20 protein-coding genes are annotated in these 18,973 nt (G+C 48.1%); 19 read left to right on the top strand and 1 reads right to left on the bottom strand.

Features of this window, described 5'->3' with window-relative positions:
- Positions 1-205 precede the first annotated feature (205 nt).
- Positions 206-1,159: a thioredoxin-disulfide reductase gene (gene trxB, locus ACG2XO_RS13035; protein ID WP_410498422.1), complete on the bottom strand. Its 954-nt coding sequence runs from the start codon at positions 1,157-1,159 to the stop codon at positions 206-208.
- A gap of 204 nt (positions 1,160-1,363) precedes the next feature.
- On the opposite strand from trxB, the gene ACG2XO_RS13030 reads away from it, so the two are divergent.
- The 19 genes from ACG2XO_RS13030 to rnhB all read left to right on the top strand — a co-directional run bounded on the left by ACG2XO_RS13030 (position 1,364) and on the right by rnhB (position 18,882).
- Entirely contained in the window at positions 1,364-2,056 is a 693-nt protein-coding gene (locus ACG2XO_RS13030) for an ABC transporter permease (protein WP_410498421.1), read from the top strand.
- Between the two features lie 28 nt (positions 2,057-2,084).
- On the top strand, positions 2,085-2,672 hold the full coding sequence (locus tag ACG2XO_RS13025) for an ATP-binding cassette domain-containing protein (protein WP_410498420.1): 588 nt from the start codon (positions 2,085-2,087) through the stop codon (positions 2,670-2,672).
- 2 nt (positions 2,673-2,674) lie between these two features.
- Positions 2,675-3,649 (top strand): MlaD family protein, encoded by a 975-nt coding sequence (locus ACG2XO_RS13020; protein WP_410498419.1) that lies wholly within the window; start codon positions 2,675-2,677, stop codon positions 3,647-3,649.
- Complete coding sequence (locus ACG2XO_RS13015; RefSeq protein ID WP_410498418.1) at positions 3,649-4,434, top strand: hypothetical protein; 786 nt, start codon at positions 3,649-3,651, stop codon at positions 4,432-4,434. Before ACG2XO_RS13020 ends, ACG2XO_RS13015 begins: the two co-directional genes overlap by 1 nt.
- A gap of 163 nt (positions 4,435-4,597) precedes the next feature.
- A complete protein-coding gene (rpsB, locus tag ACG2XO_RS13010) occupies positions 4,598-5,323 on the top strand; it encodes a 30S ribosomal protein S2 (RefSeq protein WP_410500263.1) in 726 nt (241 codons plus the stop codon).
- A 97-nt stretch (positions 5,324-5,420) separates the two neighbouring features.
- Entirely contained in the window at positions 5,421-6,305 is an 885-nt protein-coding gene (gene tsf / locus ACG2XO_RS13005; RefSeq protein ID WP_410498417.1) for a translation elongation factor Ts, read from the top strand.
- Between the two features lie 120 nt (positions 6,306-6,425).
- On the top strand, positions 6,426-7,145 hold the full coding sequence (gene pyrH, locus ACG2XO_RS13000) for a UMP kinase (protein ID WP_410498416.1): 720 nt from the start codon (positions 6,426-6,428) through the stop codon (positions 7,143-7,145).
- Between the two features lie 128 nt (positions 7,146-7,273).
- A complete protein-coding gene (gene frr, locus ACG2XO_RS12995) occupies positions 7,274-7,831 on the top strand; it encodes a ribosome recycling factor (RefSeq protein WP_410498415.1) in 558 nt (185 codons plus the stop codon).
- A 43-nt stretch (positions 7,832-7,874) separates the two neighbouring features.
- The gene (uppS, locus tag ACG2XO_RS12990; protein ID WP_410500262.1) at positions 7,875-8,624 is read left to right on the top strand and encodes a polyprenyl diphosphate synthase; all 750 of its coding nucleotides are present in this window, start codon (positions 7,875-7,877) and stop codon (positions 8,622-8,624) included.
- A complete protein-coding gene (locus tag ACG2XO_RS12985) occupies positions 8,625-9,443 on the top strand; it encodes a phosphatidate cytidylyltransferase (RefSeq protein WP_410498414.1) in 819 nt (272 codons plus the stop codon).
- A 25-nt stretch (positions 9,444-9,468) separates the two neighbouring features.
- Complete coding sequence (gene ispC, locus ACG2XO_RS12980; RefSeq protein WP_410498413.1) at positions 9,469-10,689, top strand: 1-deoxy-D-xylulose-5-phosphate reductoisomerase; 1,221 nt, start codon at positions 9,469-9,471, stop codon at positions 10,687-10,689.
- Positions 10,683-12,020 carry an RIP metalloprotease RseP gene (rseP, locus tag ACG2XO_RS12975; protein ID WP_410498412.1) on the top strand — a complete coding sequence of 446 codons (1,338 nt, stop codon included), beginning with the start codon at positions 10,683-10,685 and terminating at the stop codon, positions 12,018-12,020. Before ispC ends, rseP begins: the two co-directional genes overlap by 7 nt.
- Before the next feature lie 27 nt (positions 12,021-12,047).
- Entirely contained in the window at positions 12,048-14,339 is a 2,292-nt protein-coding gene (gene bamA, locus ACG2XO_RS12970; protein WP_410498411.1) for an outer membrane protein assembly factor BamA, read from the top strand.
- Positions 14,340-14,359: 20 nt separating this feature from the next.
- Positions 14,360-14,851 carry an OmpH family outer membrane protein gene (locus ACG2XO_RS12965; RefSeq protein ID WP_410498410.1) on the top strand — a complete coding sequence of 164 codons (492 nt, stop codon included), beginning with the start codon at positions 14,360-14,362 and terminating at the stop codon, positions 14,849-14,851.
- Positions 14,848-15,900, top strand: coding sequence for a UDP-3-O-(3-hydroxymyristoyl)glucosamine N-acyltransferase (lpxD, locus tag ACG2XO_RS12960; RefSeq protein WP_410498409.1), 1,053 nt, complete (start codon positions 14,848-14,850; stop codon positions 15,898-15,900). The genes ACG2XO_RS12965 and lpxD overlap by 4 nt, the downstream gene beginning before the upstream one ends.
- On the top strand, positions 15,900-16,340 hold the full coding sequence (fabZ, locus tag ACG2XO_RS12955) for a 3-hydroxyacyl-ACP dehydratase FabZ (RefSeq protein ID WP_410500261.1): 441 nt from the start codon (positions 15,900-15,902) through the stop codon (positions 16,338-16,340). The genes lpxD and fabZ overlap by 1 nt, the downstream gene beginning before the upstream one ends.
- A gap of 8 nt (positions 16,341-16,348) precedes the next feature.
- Positions 16,349-17,125, top strand: coding sequence for an acyl-ACP--UDP-N-acetylglucosamine O-acyltransferase (lpxA, locus tag ACG2XO_RS12950; protein ID WP_410498408.1), 777 nt, complete (start codon positions 16,349-16,351; stop codon positions 17,123-17,125).
- Positions 17,126-17,131: 6 nt separating this feature from the next.
- Complete coding sequence (lpxB, locus tag ACG2XO_RS12945) at positions 17,132-18,313, top strand: lipid-A-disaccharide synthase (protein WP_410498407.1); 1,182 nt, start codon at positions 17,132-17,134, stop codon at positions 18,311-18,313.
- Complete coding sequence (gene rnhB, locus ACG2XO_RS12940) at positions 18,307-18,882, top strand: ribonuclease HII (RefSeq protein ID WP_410498406.1); 576 nt, start codon at positions 18,307-18,309, stop codon at positions 18,880-18,882. Before lpxB ends, rnhB begins: the two co-directional genes overlap by 7 nt.
- Positions 18,883-18,973 lie beyond the last annotated feature (91 nt).

Below are 18,973 nucleotides of genomic sequence, written 5' to 3'. Positions count from 1 at the left end.
TGTGTTACAGCCCATTCTTTTCTGCTGCTTATTGAATCTTTGCAACAGAACTGATGAAAGATAGGGGTCAGTAATGATCGTGCGTTGGCGCATTGCAGATCGATAGCGGCAATAAAAAAGCCTATCCATTTTTCAATGAATAGGCCTTGTGAGTATATGCTTGCAGACTATGTATATATTGGTTTGTAGCAATATACCTTGGGTTTTAGCGCAATGTTTCCAGGTAACGATCCGCGTCGAGCGCAGCTTGACAGCCGCTGGCGGCTGAAGTGACTGCCTGACGATAGATATGATCCTGCACGTCACCCGCAGCAAATACGCCCGGCACGCTGGTTGCCGTGGCGTTACCGTTGCGCCCGCCTTGGGTGATTAAATAGCCGGTCGCGTCCATCTCGAGCTGGCCTTTGAAAATATCGGTGTTCGGTTTGTGACCAATTGCGATGAAAACGCCGTCTACCGTCAATTCTTTCGTTGAGTCGCCGCCAAACTGTTTCAAACGCGCGCCGGTCACGCCGCTGGCGTCGCCCAGCACTTCATCGAGTGTTTGGTTCAGTTCGAGCGTGATTTTGCCCTCGGCCACTTTTTCCATCAGATGATCGATCAGGATTTTTTCCGAGCGGAAGGTGTCGCGGCGGTGAATCAGCGTCACGTGGCTGGCGATATTGGCCAGATACAGCGCTTCTTCAACGGCGGTATTGCCGCCACCGACGACAGCGACCGGCTTGCCACGGTAGAAGAAACCGTCGCACGTTGCGCAAGCTGAAACGCCGCGACCGGCAAATGCTTCTTCCGATGGAATTCCCAGATATTGTGCCGAAGCGCCGGTTGCGATAATCAGCGCGTCGCAGGTGTATTCGGCCGAATCGCCGACCAGACGGATCGGTTTTTCGTTCAGATGCGTCGTGTGGATATGATCGAAAATCATTTGAGTGCCAAAACGCTCGGCGTGTTTCTGAAAGCGGCTCATCAGCTCAGGGCCTTGCACGCCGTCGGCATCGGCTGGCCAGTTATCGACGTCAGTGGTCGTCATCAATTGACCGCCTTGCGCGATGCCGGTGATCAAAACCGGTTTCAGATTGGCGCGCGCAGCGTAAACAGCAGCGGTGTAACCGGCAGGGCCAGAGCCCAGAATCAGCAAGCGGTGGTGTTGAGTCGCCATATTGTGTTCCTATCAGATCAGTTGTTGGATTGAGTTGTTTTATCGCTGCAGAGCCCGGCAAGTGCACTGACCGCCATGCCGGGCTGTTAGAATGGCGCTAGTTTAAAGCCTTCTGCGATGGTCTTCTATTCGTTTGTTGCTATCGTAACGATAGGGCGCATCGTACGCGCCTTGTGTGGCTGACCTCTGGATGGAATCAACACTGTGAAAAATTGGCTGGGACATTCATTGCTGGCACTTTCGGGCTTTCGTCATGCACCAGTACGCCGTGTCTATTTAAAGCAGGTCTATTTCACTGCCAACGAAGCGGCATGGTTGATGTTTCTGATCGGTTTTGCATTGGGCGGGATTGTCGTGGCGCAATTGCACGGCCAGTATGGGCAAAGCCGTGATGCGGCGATGCGTTTGCTCGGTTCACTGACGTTTACCGAGCTGGCACCTTTCTTGACGGTGCTGATTATTATGGCGCGCTCGGCTTCGGCGATTGCGATTGAGTTGGCTTCGATGCGAATCAATGGCGAAGTGCGCGAACTCGGACGAATGAATATTCCGGTCAATAGTTATTTGGTGTTGCCGCGCGTTTTCGGCATGATGAGCTCATCAATGTTGCTGACCGCGTGCATGGCTTTTGGTGCCATGCTGGGAGGAATACTGATGATCGCTGGCTGGGATGCGAGTTATCAGGTTCTGGCCATCGAACGAGTATTGCGGGTGAGCGAAGTGGCGCTCTGTCTGGCCAAGGCGGCGAGTTTTGGGCTGGCTGGTGGCATTCTGGCCTGCCATGCTGGTTTGCATGTGCAACTGAGTGCGACCGAGATTCCGCGCGCAGCTTCACGTGCCGTGATGCGGGGCTTATTTGCCTTGTTTGCACTCGATTTGTGCTGGGCTTTTGTGTAATGGCGTGGCGAATTTCAACGAGTCAATGATGGATAAACAGAATCTTCCTGCTCACTGGCAATTTAAACCTGATCCTTTGTTGATACCGGGGCGCTATGCTTTTGTGCTCGAGGATGAAGATCAGAGTCAGTTGCTGATCAGCGAGCTGGCCAGACGGATTCATTCGCAGGCGCAGGGCGCACTGGGAATTCTGGCAGCCAAGCCGGTGTTGATCAGCAATTTGCGCGTTTGGGAAAATTTGGTTTTGCCCAGCTGGTACCATTCGGGTGCCAGCTTGGCTGAGCTTGATCGACGCTTGCAAGATTTTCTGGCGGCTTTTGCTATTGATCATGAACAGGTGACGCATCATTTGTCCCTGTTGCCAGCGCAACTCGATACAGGCAACCGGCGGTTGGTTGCTCTATTGCGCGCCTTGTTGCAACAGCCCAGGTTTCTGGTGCTGGAGCATGAATGGCTGGACTGGCTGGCTAAATCACGCGAGCGCAATACTTTATTGGCGCAATTGTTTGATTCGTATACGGGTATAGAGTATTTATTTTTAATCGTTTCTGGTGAAGCGCCTGCGGGGTATACCCCTGTGGAAATATTGACCGAAATCCAGACTGAAATTGCCTGATTATGAAACAACATCATTTTCTGAAAGATATCGACCCGCGTTTTCAGCTGCTTGGCTGGCGGGTGGGCGTTTTTGCCAGTGTGATTGCTTTGGCGGTCATTGTTCTGCTGGCCGTACTCGCTGAAAGGCAGGGTTATTTCAATCCCAAGGCGCGTTTGCATTTTGTCGCCGAAAGCGGAGCGGGGCTGGCACCGGGAATGCAGGTGCGTTTGTCTGGATTTCGCATCGGCGTCGTCGATGAAGTTTCGCTGAATGATCAGGCCAAGGTCGACGTCGCTTTGCTGATTGAAAACCGCTATATGAAGTGGGTGAAAAATGATGCGCTGGCCATCCTGCAGCAGGATGGCCTGATCGGCGATCATTTTATCGAAATTTCGGGCGGCTCGGCCAAGGCGCCGATGATGAAAGTGGGCGGCGTATTGCCGTTTGCGCCAGCTCTGGGTTTGGCTGATATCGCGCTTGATTTGCGCAATCGCACGGTACCGATTTTTGAATCGGTTCAGCAAACGCTCGATTATGTGAACGACCCGAAGGGCGATATTCGCCAGACCTTGACCAATGTTCAGCTCTTGACCGCTGAGGTGCGTGAAACGCGAGAAAAACTGAATCAATTACTCGAAAGCAGTGATCGCTTGATGAATCAGGAAATGAAAAGCACTTTGCGCAGCGCCGATCAATTACTGGTTCGTGCTGATGGGATTGCCAGCGAGTTCGCGAAACAAATGCCGCCGATTTTGAGCGGTGCAGCGTCCAGCGTACACAATGTACAGGCCATTACTGAGGATGCCAGTGCGACGATGCGCGTGTTGCGGCGTTCGGTCGAGCAGGCCGCGCCGCAATTGCCGTCCTTGGTAAGGCATGGCGATGAACTGGTGCGCCGCACCGATCAGACCGTCGAGGCGATTCAGCAAATCTGGCCGCTGAGCAGTAGTTTCGAGCGAGCGCCATTGACGGCCCCTGTTGCGGAGAGTCGCTAATGAATAAATATTTAATGCTCACGCTGCTGGCAGTGGGTTTGACGGCCTGTTCCTCGGCACCAAAGCCGGAAATACCCTCCCTGCGTATGGCTGTGCAACTTAGTCATGAAAAGGCGTTGAAGGCAATACGTGCCGGATATGCCGCTGATGCTGCTTTGCTTTGGCAGGATGCGCTGCTGCGCTATCAGGCTCTGGATGACTGGGGCGGGCAGGGAATGGCGCGATTAGGGTTGGCGCAGAGCCAGTATAAACTGGGTGAATTTGAAGCGGCCAAGCAAACTTTGCGCGTCATGCCAGAACAAAACTTGTTTGCCACCGAGCATCGCTCGCAAGCCAGTTTGCAGTTGGCGCAATTGTATTTAACCGAACCTCAGCTCGCGCGCCAGCATTTGGCCTTGTCCGAGCAATTATGCGCTCAGCCGTGTCGCTTGCAATGGTCGCAAAGTAATCTCGCGGCACAAATCGCCGTAGCGGAGAAGGATTGGGAACAAGTGCTGCGCGTTTCGGCTGCGGTTCTCAATGGAGCACCTGCTGAAGAAAAGGCCGAGCGCGCTCACGCATACCGGCTTCAAGCTCAGGCGCTGTTGATGCAGCAGCAGGCTGAGGCGGCCTTGCCCAATATCGACAGTGCTTTAGTGCTTGATCGTGAATTGGCGCGTCCGGATTGGCTGCTGGACGATTATCGCTTGCGACTGGCGATTGCGCAGAATCTGGGTGATGCCGCGTTGCTGGCGGACTGCGAACAAAAAATTGCTAGCCTTTGCGCTGCATTGGCTTGTAAATAAGAAGCCGTCCGGCTTGAACTTTTACCTCATTGCCGGTTATAATCGCCGGCTAGCTGTGCAATGGTTGCGCAGTAATTTTCCCGTCCGTAACTCAAGGGTGCTTAATTCGTTGTTAAGTTCCTACGGGCGGAAGACCTTAACCCCTGAGACTTTGGAGAAATCAATGTCTGTTAGCATGCGCGATATGCTGGAAGCCGGCGTACACTTCGGCCACCAAACCCGTTACTGGAACCCGAAAATGGGCAAATACATTTTCGGCGCTCGCAACAAGATTCACATTATCAACCTCGAAAAAACACTGCCAATGTTTGAAGATGCACTGAAATTCGTGCGTCAATTGTCTGCAAACAAAGGCAACGTATTGTTCGTAGGTACTAAACGCGCTGCTCGTGAAATCATCGCTGAAGAAGCTGCTCGCGCAAATTCTCCATTCGTTGACCACCGCTGGTTGGGCGGTATGCTGACTAACTACAAAACAGTTAAGCAGTCGATCAAACGCATGAACGACATGAAAGCCGTTCTGGAAAATGCTGAAGGCACTGGCTACGGCAAGAAAGAGTTGCTGGACATGAAACGCGCAGTTGAAAAACTCGAGCGTTCATTGGGCGGCATCAACGAGATGGGCGGCTTGCCAGATGCGATTTTCGTTATCGACACTGGTTACCAAGCTGGTACGATCGTTGAAGCTAAAAAGCTTGGTATCCCTGTAATTGGTGTTGTTGATACTAACAACAACCCAGAAGGTATCGATTACATCATTCCAGGTAACGATGACTCTGCCCGTGCGATCCGTTTGTACGCTCGCGCTGTAGCTGACGCGATTCTGGAAGGTCGTAACCAAGCGACTCAAGCGCTGGTTGCTGCAGTTAGCGAAGCTGCTGCCGAGTAATTCAGGCTTTACGCGAAATCATTCAAAAAGGGGCGTTTCGCCCCTTTTTCGTAACAAATATCCAATAAACTGAAGTCCGATATTTCAGGAGAAATTCATGGCTGCAATTACTGCAAAAATGGTCGCCGAACTGCGCGAACTGACTGGTCTTGGCATGATGGAGTGCAAAAAAGCGCTCGTTGAAGCCGATGGCGATATCAAAAAAGCTGAAGAAGTATTGCGTATTAAATCAGGCAATAAAGCTTCGAAAATGGCTGGCCGTACTGCTGCTGAAGGTACTGTTGTTGCTTACATTTCTGATGACAAGAAAGTAGGCGCAATCATCGAAGTGAACTGCGAAACTGACTTTGTAGGTAAAGACGAAAACTTTGCTGCATTTGCCAAAGCGTGTGCGAAAGCGGTTGCAACTGCAAACCCTGCTGATGTTGCTGCTCTGGGTGAAGTGAAGCTTGATTCTGGCGAAACTGTTGAAGAAGCTCGCAATGCCATCATCGCTAAATTGGGCGAGAACATGACTTTGCGTCGTTTCGTTCGTTACGAGTCTGCTGGCCAATTGGCTGCTTACCTGCACGGCGCGAAAATCGGCGTTATGGTTGACGTGACCGGTGGCGACGAGCAACTGGGTCGTGATCTGGCGATGCACATTGCTGCAAGCAAGCCAAAAGCATTGGATGCGTCTGGTGTGGATGCAGAGTTGATCGAAACTGAGCGCCGCGTTGCAATCGAACGCGCTAAGGCAGATAACAAACCAGAAGCAATGCTGGAAAAAATCGCTGAAGGTACAGTTGCCAAGTTCCTGAAAGATGTCACTTTGCTGAACCAAGTCTTCATTAAAGCTGAAGATGGCAAACAAACCATCGAGCAACTGGTGAAAGCCAAAGGTGCAACGATTACTGCATTCACAATGTTCACCGTTGGTGAAGGCATTGAGAAAAAAGTGGTTGATTACGCCGCTGAAGTCGCTGCAGCAGCTCAACTCTAAGTCTAGTATTAGAGTGATTGAACGTCGCGCAGTTTGATTGTAAACGCCGCGCCTTAACGCGCGGCGTTTTTACGACCACGGTCACGACCACGCCCGAGTAAACTTAATAAGGAACAATGTATGAGCCTGCCTACAAAATACAAACGAATTTTATTAAAACTCTCCGGCGAAGCATTGATGGGGGATGATAGCTACGGCATCAATCGCGCCACTATCGACCGAATCGTACAAGAAATTAAAGACGTCGTTGATCTGGGGGTCCAGGTGGCCATCGTGATCGGCGGCGGTAATATTTTCCGCGGTGTGGCTCCGGCTGCATCCGGTATGGATCGCGCAACAGCTGATTATATGGGCATGTTGGCGACCGTGATGAATGCGTTGGCGCTGCAGGATGCCATGAAGCATGCGGGCATTGTATCGCGTGTGCAATCGGCACTGACTATCCAGCAAGTGGCTGAACCTTATATTCGTGGCAAGGCAATCCGTTACCTTGAAGAAGGTAAAGTCGTGATTTTTGGCGCCGGTACCGGCAACCCGTTCTTTACGACCGATACGGCGGCTGCTTTGCGCGGTATGGAGGTGGGGGCGGATATCGTGTTGAAAGCGACCAAAGTCGATGGCGTTTATACCGATGATCCGAAGAAAAATCCGGATGCTGTGCGTTATCAGACCGTGACTTTTGATGAAGCGATTGGTCGCAATTTGAAAGTGATGGACGCGACTGCATTTGCGCTGTGTCGCGACCAGAAAATGAATATTTGTGTGCTGAGTATTTTCAAGCAGGGCGCTTTAAAGCGCGTAGTGCTTGGGGAAGATGAGGGTACGCTGGTACACTGCTGAAATTGTATCAAACTCAAGATGGGTCGAACTCATCTCGGCGGGCGGGTATAATCCCGCCTGTTTTTTTATTGTGACTCGCCCGGTGACGGGTAGTACTGTTGCACAAGCGTTGTAGGGGTTATCCAAACATGATCGCTGATATCAAAAAATCAACCGAAGATAAAATGGCCAAGACGGCCGAGAAGCTGAAAACAGATCTGACCAAAATTCGGACTGGTCGTGCCCATACGGGTCTGCTTGATCACGTTCAAGTTGAGTATTACGGCAGCATGGTGCCAGTCAATCAAGTGGCAAATATCACCTTGATCGATTCACGTACGATCGGTGCTCAACCTTATGAAAAAAACATGGTTGGCAAAGTAGAAAAAGCGATTCGTGACTGTGATTTGGGCCTGAATCCTGCCACGCAAGGTGAGTTGATTCGCGTTCCAATGCCGATGCTGACTGAAGAGCGCCGGAAAGATTTGATCAAAGTCGTACGCGGTGAAACCGAAGATGCGCGCGTTGCTGTGCGTAATGTGCGTCGCGACGCGAACGAGCAGCTCAAACGTGCACTGAAAGACAAGGAAATTTCAGAAGACGAAGAGCGCCGTGGTCAGGATGAAGTACAAAAACTGACTGATAAATACATCGCCGATCTGGATCGCCAACTGGCCGAGAAAGAAAAAGAATTGATGACCGTATAAAGTTCGGTTCGAGAAACAGGTTCAAAAGGCGAACAACGTGGCTTTGTTTAGTCGTGCCAGCGAGCAGATAGTCGATATCGTGCAGGGCAAAATTCCGCAACACATTGCCATCATCATGGATGGCAATGGGCGTTGGGCAAAAAAACGGATGATGCCGCGCGTTTATGGCCATAAAAAAGGCGTAGATGCACTGCGCGATGTGATTCGAGCTTGCGATGAATTTAATATTGGCTATCTGACTGTTTTTGCGTTTTCCAGCGAAAACTGGCGTCGGCCCGCTGATGAAGTCACATTTCTGATGGGCTTGTTTTTGCAGGTGTTGGATACTGAAATTGAGCGTATGGTCAGGAATAATATTCGCTTGAAAATCATCGGCAATCGTGAGCGTTTTTCTCCCGAACTGGTTCGAATGATTGAACAAGCGGAAAATTTGACTGCCGCCAATACCGGTTTGTGTCTGACGATTGCTGCCGATTATGGCGGTCATTGGGATGTCTTGCAGGCAACAAAAGCCATGCTCAAAGCCCAACCCGAATTGCTCGATGGCTTTGGTGAAGAGGATATTGCGCCCTTTCTTTCGATGGCGTACGCGCCCAATCCTGACTTGTTTATCCGCACTGGCGGCGAGCAGCGAATCAGCAACTTTCTGCTCTGGCAGCTAGCTTATACCGAGTTGTATTTTACCGATCTGGCCTGGCCAGAATTTGGGCGCGAACAACTCGTTGAATCCATCGCTTGGTATCAGCAACGGGAAAGACGTTTTGGCCGCATTAGCGAGCAATTGAGCGAATAAATGTTAAAAACCCGCATTCTCACGGCTTGTGTTTTATTGCCGCTTGTTATCGGCGCGGTATTTTTCCTCTCCGAACCGCTCTGGATTGGATTCTGTGCCGTTTTATTGGGTTTTGCCGGCTGGGAATGGCAACGTCTGGCCGGAATGAGCGGGGTTGTCGCCAGGCTTTATCCCATACTTGTTCCTGTGTCTTTTTTTGCCCTGTGGTATTACTTGCCGTTTGAGTTTCGCGCAGGTCTGATTTTTGCAGCAGCCCTATTCTGGCTACTGGCCGTTCCGCTCTGGCTGCGTTGCAAGTGGACTTTGGCTCAGGCCGGCAATCTTAATGCTTTGCTGGGTTTGGCGATTTTGCTACCGGCAGCTTTGGCGATGGTGATTTTGCGTCCAAACGGACTGACTTTGCTGGCAATTATGATGGTTGCCTGGATTGCTGACACGTTTGCCTATTTTACCGGTAAAGCGTTTGGTAAAAATAAACTAGCCCCGGGTATAAGTCCCGGGAAAAGCTGGGAAGGGGTTTACGGCGGTATACTGGCCGTGAGCATTTATGTGCTGCTATTGCCTAAACCCTTTATCTTGTTTGCTGATAGCGCATTTGCCATACCTGCCGCACAAGCTGTTTTGTGGTTGCTGATTGCGCTGATTCTTACCGCTGTCAGCGTGATGGGCGATTTGCTTGAATCTCTATTTAAGCGTCAGGCTGGTATGAAAGACAGCAGCAATTTGCTGCCAGGTCATGGTGGTGTGCTTGACCGGATTGACAGCCTGTTGGCAATTTTGCCAGTCAGCGCAGCAATTTATCTGATGCAATTACTCTAAGAATTCCCGGGGTTAGACAAACAATATGCCGCAAGCAAAACGTGTCATCAGCATTCTGGGGGCGACTGGCAGTATCGGCCAAAGCACGCTGGATGTGATTGCCCGTCATCCTGATCGCTATGAAGTTTTCGCCGTATCTGGTGCCACACAAATCACTAAATTGGTCGAAATTGCCGAACAGTTTGCGCCCCGCTATGTAGTTGTGTTGCAAGAAGCTAATGCGCTTGAGCTGCGAGAACAACTTAAAGCGCGCAAGGTGCAGGCTGAGGTGCTGGTCGGCGCTGATGCATTGATCGAAATTGCAACTGCAGCAGAAATTGACACGGTCATGGCGGCTATTGTCGGCGCGGCCGGTATGCCGGCAACTCTGGCTGCGGCCAAGGCGGGCAAGCGTGTACTACTGGCCAATAAAGAAACACTGGTTTTGGCTGGCAAATTGTTTATGGATGCGGTGATTCAATCTGGCGCCGAGTTGCTGCCGATTGATAGCGAACACAATGCGATTTACCAATCCTTGCCGGTGGATTTTCGTCAGCACCCTTACCAAAGCAGTCTGGCGCAGGCAGGGATCGAAAAACTGCTGCTTACCGCATCGGGTGGGCCATTTCGTACTCGTTCGCTGGCTGAGTTGGCGGACATTACGCCCGCGGAGGCAATCAAGCATCCGAATTGGTCAATGGGACGCAAAATTTCGGTCGATTCTGCCAGTCTGATGAATAAAGGACTGGAAGTGATCGAAGCGCACTGGCTATTTAATGCGCCAGTCGATCAGATTGAAGTGGTTGTTCATCCACAAAGTGTCATTCATTCAATGGTGCAATATCGGGATGGTTCGGTCATTGCGCAGCTGGGTTCTCCCGATATGCGAACACCGATTGCCTATGGTTTGGCCTATCCCGAGCGAATTGCTGCAGGCGTTAAACCGCTGGATTTGTTTGCCATTGCCCGGCTTGATTTTGAAGCGCCAGATTTGCAACGGTTTCCCTGTTTGGGTCTGGCCTATTCGGCGATCCGGCATGGCGGAGCCGCCCCTGCGGTATTGAACGCGGCTAATGAAGTTGCAGTTGAATATTTTTTGGCCGGAAAAATCCGGTTTACCCAGATCCCCGAATTGATTGAAGCTAGCTTGTCTGCGCATGCAGATCTTGCGTCATCCTCCTTGGAAGAATTGCTATACGCAGATCAATGTACGCGTTTAAGTGCACAGCGACTGGCTAAGGATTGGAGCTTTAAAGTTTCATGCTAACCTTTTTGGCATTTTTGTTTGCAATTGCCCTGCTGGTATTTGTCCATGAGTTCGGACATTATTGGGTTGCAAGGAAATGCGGGGTAGGGGTATTAACGTTTTCGATTGGTTTTGGCAAGCCAATTTATCAGTGGCAACGTGGTGAAACACGCTGGCAAATTGCGATGATCCCGCTGGGCGGCTTTGTGCGAATGATGGATGAACGCGAGGCAGCTGTCGCGTCAGAATCACAAACGCGAGCATTTAACCGTCAGCATCCGCTGAAAAAAATGGCCGTGGTCGTAGCAGGTCCCGTGGCTAATCTGTTGTTTGCCATTTTGGCTTTTAGCCTGTGTTACATGCTGGGTGTTCAGTCCTTGAAGCCACAAGTCCTGACGGTTCAACCAGGTAGTTTGGCGCAGCTTGCGGGGATTCAGGCTGGCGATCGTATTGTGGCGCTCAATAATCAAAAGATTGAGAGTTGGGATCAGTTTCAGTTGATGATGTTTGATGTAGCTGGTAACAAGCAGGTCGTGCTTAAGCTTAAAAACCAGGAAGGGCTGAACAAGCAAGTGAATCTGCCGATCGGAAAATTATCGGCTGAGCAGTATGACCAGCATCTGCTGGACAGACTGGGTTTGTCGCCCTTTGCCAGTCTGCGCTCTATTGCCTATTTGCAGCCAGAAGGTGCCGGATTGGCTGCCGGGCTGCAGGTTAACGATGAAATTGTCGCGATTAACCAGCATCCGGTTAAAGATTGGTCGACGGTGCAGCAGCTTGTTATGGAGTACGGCAAAAGCGCGCTTGTAATTACCGTCAAACGGCAAAATGAGTTGCTGACGATTGTCGCCAAACCTCGCTTAGAATCGGTAGATGGTGTTGTACTTCCCCGTTTAGGTATGGCGCCACAGAGCGATATCGTGCGTAATCAGCAGCAAGTGATTCAAGTTAAACTTGAGCCTTTGGATGCATTTGGGCATGGTCTGGATAAAACTTACCAAATGTCATTGATGACATTAAGTATGTTTGGAAAAATGATCGGTGGCATATTATCCCCCAGACAGGTGAGTGGACCGATAGGGATTGCTCAGTATGCTGGCCAAAGTGCTGCAATGGGGGTAATTGCCTATTTGCAATTTTTGGCACTGATCAGCATCAGTCTGGGTGTGCTCAATCTCTTGCCCATTCCAATTTTGGATGGCGGTCATTTGCTGTATCATAGCTACGAATTGCTCACAGGCAGAGAGCCGTCTCTCTTCTTGACTGAGTGGTTGCAAAAACTAGGTATTATTCTTCTGCTCATGCTGATGGCGCTAGCATTGTTCAATGATACAAGCCGTCTGCTGGGTTAATCTCTTTTACTTTCACAGCCGAAAAAAATGAAATTTAAGCCTATGTACCTGCTGTTAAGTGCAGCACTTGCAAGTCTGAGCATGAATGCTTTGGCTTTTGATTCATTCACTGTCCGCGATATTCGCGTTGAAGGTTTGCAAAGAACCGATGCAGGGACGGTATTCAATTATTTGGGTGTGAAGGTGGGTGAGCCATTTGATGAGGCGAAAGCCAGTCAGGCTATCCGCAATTTATTTGCAACTGGCTTTTTTGATGATGTTCGTATTGAAGCCGAAAATGATGTGATCGTTGTGACTGTGGATGAGCGTCCTACGGTGTCACAAATTAATATCAATGGCGCAAAATTGATTGAAAAAGATCAAATCAAGTCGGCTTTCAAGGGGCAAAACCTAGCGGAAAGCCAGATTTTTCAGCAGGAAGTGCTCGATAGTGCAATTAATGAATTAAAACAGCAATATTACGCCCGTGGTCGGTATTCAGTTGAGATCAAGGCCACCGTTACAAAACTTGAACGCAATCGCGTCGGTATCCAGATTGATATTGCTGAAGGCGATGTAGCTCAAATCAAGAGTATTAATTTTGTTGGCAATACAGTTTATAGCGATGATGATTTGTTAGGTGCAATGTCATTAACAACCAGTAACTGGATGAGTTGGTATACCAAAACAGATCAATACTCCAAACAAAAGTTTGCTGCAGACCTGGAAGTCATCAAGTCATTATATCTGGATAATGGTTATCTCAAATTCACGGTTGAATCGACTGGTGTTGCCTTGTCGGAAGATAAAAGCGGTGTTTATTTGACTGTTAATATCCGTGAAGGGAATCAGTACAAGGTTTCAAGTGTTAATGTAGCCAGCAACTTGCCTGAGTATAAAGAATCTTTACTAGGTCTTGCGACAATTCAGGCGGGGGATGTTTATTCCAAAGAGGAAATAAATAAAACTTCTGCTGCAATTTCAACTTTGTTGGGAGAAAAAGGCTACGCATTTGCCAATATCAATCCATTGCCAGAGATCGATGAGGACAATAAAACAGTTGCAATCAATTTTATGGTTGATCCTGGTAAAAAAACCAGTGTTCGTCGCATTAATATTTATGGCAATAATCTTACCCGGGACGAGGTTATTCGGCGTGAATTACGGCAGCTAGAGTCGGCTGAGTATGATTTATCCAAAATAAAACGTTCGAAAGAGCGCCTACAACAAACAGGCTATTTTTCCGAAGTCAATGTAGATACTCCAATTGTTCCGGATGCCATAGATCAGGTAGATATGAATGTTTCTGTGGTTGAACAAAAAACAGGTAATCTGAATTTTGGTGCCGGTTATGGTCAATCAGAAGGGATGATTTTCCAGGCTTCTGTATCTCAGTCGAATTTTCTTGGAACGGGCAAAAAATTCTCGGCAGAAGTAAATACAAGCTCATCTTCCGAGGTATATGCGATTTCAATGAGAAATCCATATGCCACATCTGACGGTGTTTCTTTTGGTTGGAGCCTCTATCTGAGAACTACCGATCCAAGTGAACTGGATCTGGGGGATTATTCGACAGAGTCGAAAGGCCTAACTTTAAATTTTGGCATGCCAACCAGTGATTATAATAATATTGGTTTGGGTTTGAATTATGAAAATCTTAAATTAATTAAAAACCAATTGTCACCCGATTACGTCACTGAACACATCGAACGTTATGGTGATACATCTGATACTTATTCCTTAACAGCAAATTGGGCTGCAGATGATAGAGATTCTGCGACATTTCCAACAACGGGCTGGTATCGAAAATTAACAGCAGAAGTGGCCGTTCCACCTTCTGATATCAATTATTATAAGACCACAGCTCAAAGCCAAATTTTTTACTCGTTTAATGAAAAATCACCGATTACTTTTGCTTGGAATGTCGAGCTGGGCTATGGCGGCGGGTATGGTGGCGATGACTTGCCATTTTACAAAAATTACTACGCTGGCGGTGTAAACTCGATTCGTGGTTATGAGTCTGGTTCATTGGGTCCCCGGGATGAAAATGGTGATGCAACTGGTGGTGTGAGTCGATTTATTAATAATCTTGAATTATATATTCCAGTGCCTGGAATGAAAGATGATAAATCAATGCGACTGAGTGCTTTTATCGATGCGGGTAATGCATGGGGCAAAGACGAAAATTTTGATATTTCGGGCTTGAGATATTCTGCCGGTTTGGGGTTTGTGTGGTTGTCCCCTGTTGGTCCATTAAAGTTGATTTGGGCTATGCCATTTAACGATCAGGCTGGTGACAAAACTGAAAGCTTCCAGTTCCAGCTTGGGCAGGTTTTCTAAATCTAAAGGGGTGAATGATTATGTCGTTCGCAAAAATCATATTTTGTGCGGTCTTGAGTCTAATCAGTTCGATCCCTGCTTTTGCAGATTCACGGATTGGTTTTGTCGATACTCAAAGAATCTTGAGGGAAGCGGGGCCTGCAATTCGAGCGTCAAAGAAGCTGGAGAAAGAATTCGAGCCACGTCGATTGGAATTGCAAAAAGTCTCGGTGCAAGGCCGATCTTTGCAGCAACTTTTAGATAAGGGGACGTTATCTGAAAGCGAGCGCAGAATAAAAGAACGCGAGCTATTGAAATTGAATCAGGATTTTCAACGCATGCAGCGTGAAATCAATGAAGATTTAAACTCTCGACGTAATGAAGAGTTGTCTGGATTGCAAGAACGCGTGAATGCGGCAATCCGTAACATTGCTGAGCAAGAAAAACTGGATGCAGTTTTGCAAGATGCCGTTTACAAAAACCCAAGACTTGATATTACGGATAAAGTTTTAAAACAATTGGTGGATAAATGAGCCTGAATGATGGAGTTTATTTGTCTGATCTGGCTGAAAAATTTTCGCTTGAATTGATTGGCAACAATGTTTTGATCGACGGCGTTGCGTCGTTGCAGTCTGCTACTAATCAGAAAATTTGCTTCTTCTCAAACCGGAAATTCATGCCGGATTTGTTGTCAAGTCAGGCAAAAGCGATCATTGCAAAATCCGCTGATGGGCTGCCTGATGACCGATCATATTTGCTCGCAGCAAATCCCTCCTTGGCATTTGCCAAAATAGCGGGTTATTTTAATCCACTACCTGTTTCTTTATCCACAATTCATCCTAGTGCTTTGATCTCAGCTACCGCGACATTGGCGTCAGACGTGGAGGTAGGCGCAAATGTCGTGATTGAGGACAATGTCCAGATTTCGGCGAATGTTCAGATCAAAGCGGGTTCGTTTATTGGTAGAAATACAATAATCGGTCAAGGTACGATTGTCATGCCGAGGGTTGTGATTTATGAGAGCAGCATCATTGGAGAAAAGTGCATAATTCACGCCGGTTCAGTAATAGGCTCCGATGGTTTTGGAAACGCATGGGTAGAGGATCATTGGGAACGAATTCCACAGGTCGGTCGGGTTGTTATCGGTGATGATGTGGAAATCGGAGCTAATGTCACTATTGATCGCGGCACGCTTGATGATACTTTGATCGAATCGGGTGTCCGTTTGGATAATCTGATTCATATTGCACACAATGTAAAATTAGGGCGCAATACTGCGATTGCCGCATGTTGCGGAATCGCAGGCTCAGCTGAAATTGGAGCGAATTGCCTTATCGGCGGTGGTGTTTTGATTGCAGGGCATATCAAGATTGCAGATGGAGTAACTATTCTGGGTGGGAGTACTGTGCCATCAGCCATTTCTCAATCAGGAGTGTATGCATCAACGCTTCCTGTGGTTCCTCATGCAAACTGGTTAAGAAATATGGTGAGCTTTAAGAAACTGGATGAGCTTGCGAAAAAAATTAAAGGCATTGAAAAATATTTAAATATTCAAAGACCGGAATCGGGAGAGAAAGTGTGATGCAACTTGATATTGTTGAAATAATGAAACATTTACCGCATCGGTATCCATTCTTGTTGGTTGATCGCGTGATTGAGCTAGAGCCAGGAAAGTCCGTTAAGGCTATTAAAAATGTCACAATGAACGAGCCATTTTTCCAGGGGCATTTTCCTTCTTACCCTGTGATGCCAGGTGTATTGATTCTTGAAGCTTTGGCTCAGGCTGCCGGAGTTTTGACTTTTAAAAGCATTACTCCGCCACCGGCTCCAAATACAATTTTATTTTATGCTGGGATTGATAATGCGCGCTTCAAACGACAGGTAATACCTGGCGATCAATTAATTTTAACCGCAGAGATTACAGCGTCAAAACGGGGGATTTGGAAATATTCGGCTAAAGCCTATGTTGGCGATGAACTGGCTTGTGAAGCTGATTTGATGTGCGCTCAGCGCGAGGTATAAGAGAGAAAATGGCGAAAATTCATCCAAGTGCGCTTGTGGATCCTGCGGCTCAAATTGCCGATGATGTCACAATTGGTGCTTTTTCGATAATAGGTCCTCATGTTGTTGTTGGTGCAGGATCAATTATTGATTCGCATTGCGTTTTTTCTGGGCATACTACGGTTGGATGCCATAATCGCTTTTATTCATACACTGCAATTGGCTGCGATCCTCAGGATAAAAAATATGCCGACGAACCGACTCGCTTGGTCATTGGCAACAGAAATACGTTTTTCCAGAATGTGACGGTTTCTACGGGAACAGCGCAGGATCGTGGTGTCACCCTAATGGGTGATAATAATTGGATTATGGCCTATGCCCATATCGCCCATGACTGTGTGGTTGGAAACAACGTGATATTGGCCAATAGCGCAACTTTGGCAGGCCATGTCACGATCGGAGATTACGCAATCTTAGGTGGATTAACAGCTGTTCATCAATTCTGCAGCATTGGCGAACATGCAATGGCCGGAGGGGGATCCATCCTTGTCCAGGATTTGCCACCTTTTGTGATGTGTGAAGGTAACCGCGCCATTGCACGTGGTTTTAATAGCGAAGGAATGAAACGCAGAGGGTTCACTGATTTGGATATCAAATCAGTGAAAGCTGCTTATCGTTTGTTGTATCGTTCCGGTATTTCTTATGACGAAGCCGTGACTCAAATTGAAAGTCTGGCCAAAGAAAATAATGCTTTGCAAGCCTTTGTTCGATTTTTTGCATGTTCTACTCGCGGGATTATCCGCTAATTGGTAATGTCTGAATTTAATTTTCGCCAGGATGCCTGGCCAAAGATTGCGATTGTAGCTGGTGAAGCATCTGGTGATTTACTCGGTGCAGCATTAATTGCAGAGCTGAAGCTGAGATTTCCAAATGCGCACTTTATTGGCGTAGCTGGGCCTAAGATGTGCTCGGCTGGAGCCGAAACAATTGAGGCAATGGAGACGCTGGCTGTTGGCGGCATTGTCGAAGTGCTGTTGCATCTGCCTAAGTTATTGGGTTTGCGAAAGCGATTAATCAAGAGTTGCCGCGATAGTCGGCCAGATTTGTTTATCGGAATTGACGCTCCAGATTTTAATTTGGGTTTGGCCAAGCGAATTAAGAGTTTAGGTATTCCTACTGTTCATTATGTTAGTCCATCGATCTGGGCTTGGCGACCAGGGCGGATCAAGAAAATCAAAGCGGCCATTGATCATATTTTGCTATTGTTGCCGTTTGAAAAAGCAATTTATGACAAAGAAGGAGTTCCTTCTACTTATGTAGGCCATCCTTTGGCAGATCAAATGCCACTTACTGTGAATGTAGGCAATGTTCGCGACGTTTTGAGTATTACCCCAAAGGCTCAGGTTCTTGCTATTTTGCCGGGTAGCCGACAGCGAGAAGTAGAGGCATTGGCTCCGTTATTTGTTCAGACCGTGGTCAAGCTGGCCGAGCAATTTCCACAGCTGATGTTGCTGGTTCCTTTTGTGACGCGTGAAACCCGCTTGATGTTTGAGCAAGAGATCTGGCGACAGAATGCTCAAAATTTGAACTGGCGATTGATGTTTGGACATTCCCATGAGGCCATGATGGCTGCAGATGTTGTTCTGCTAGCATCAGGAACTGCTGCACTTGAAGCGATGTTGGCAAAACGTGCGACTGTGGTTGCATATCGCGTGGCCGATTTCACTTATAAAATCATAAAACGCCAATATTTATTACCTTATGTCAGTTTGCCCAATATCATCAGCAAGCAATATCTGGTTCCTGAGTTTTTACAGCAGGATGCAAGTTGCGATAATTTGACTCTGGCCGTGAGTAATTATCTCAATGATCAAGAGTTACGCGCTCGCATTACTGAAAAATTTACAGAGTTGCATATGGCAATGCGATGTTCTGCAGCAGAGCGTGCTGCTGCTGCGATTGAATTGTTGTTGGTGAAGAATTCGCCATGCTAATTTGTGGTGTTGATGAAGCCGGCCGCGGACCTCTGGCTGGGTCGGTTTTTGCTGCGGCGGTTATTTTGCCCTCCGGATGGCAATGTCCCGGCCTGACTGACTCTAAAAAACTTAGTGCAGCTCAACGCGACAAATTGGCCGTGATCATAAAAGAGCAGGCATTAAGTTGGTCTGTCGCCCGCGCGTCAGTTGCAGAAATTGATGAGCTAAATATTCTGCAAGCGACTATGCTGGCAATGAAGCGGGCAGTTGGTAACTTGGCTCTGACGCCAACGGAGGTGTTGGTCGACGGGAATCGAATTCCTGACATTGCGCTCCCGGCTCGTGCGATTATTAAAGGCGACGCCACCGTTCTGCAAATTTCGGCAGCATCCGTACTGGCGAAGGTTGCAAAAGATAGTGAGGCCGATGAATTGGAGCAAAAATATCCAGGATACGGTTTTGCAAAACATAAAGGCTATGGAACCGCTCTGCATCTTGCTCAATTGAAAGCGCTGGGAGCCACTGAGTGCCATCGTCGATCATTTGCACCTGTACGTGCTGCTTTAATGCAAACTTCACTCTTTTGAGTTGATTTCGCTTGTTGAACGATTTCTCTGTCATTAAGATGAATCGCTAGTTTCTAAACAATAATGTATTCATTGATAATCAAATAGGGCG

The sequence above is a fragment of the Chitinibacter sp. S2-10 genome, assembly GCF_046530675.1.
Taxonomy (GTDB): domain Bacteria; phylum Pseudomonadota; class Gammaproteobacteria; order Burkholderiales; family Chitinibacteraceae; genus Chitinibacter.
Note: the sequence above shows the minus strand (reverse complement) of the source record. Positions and strands in the feature narration are given on the sequence as shown.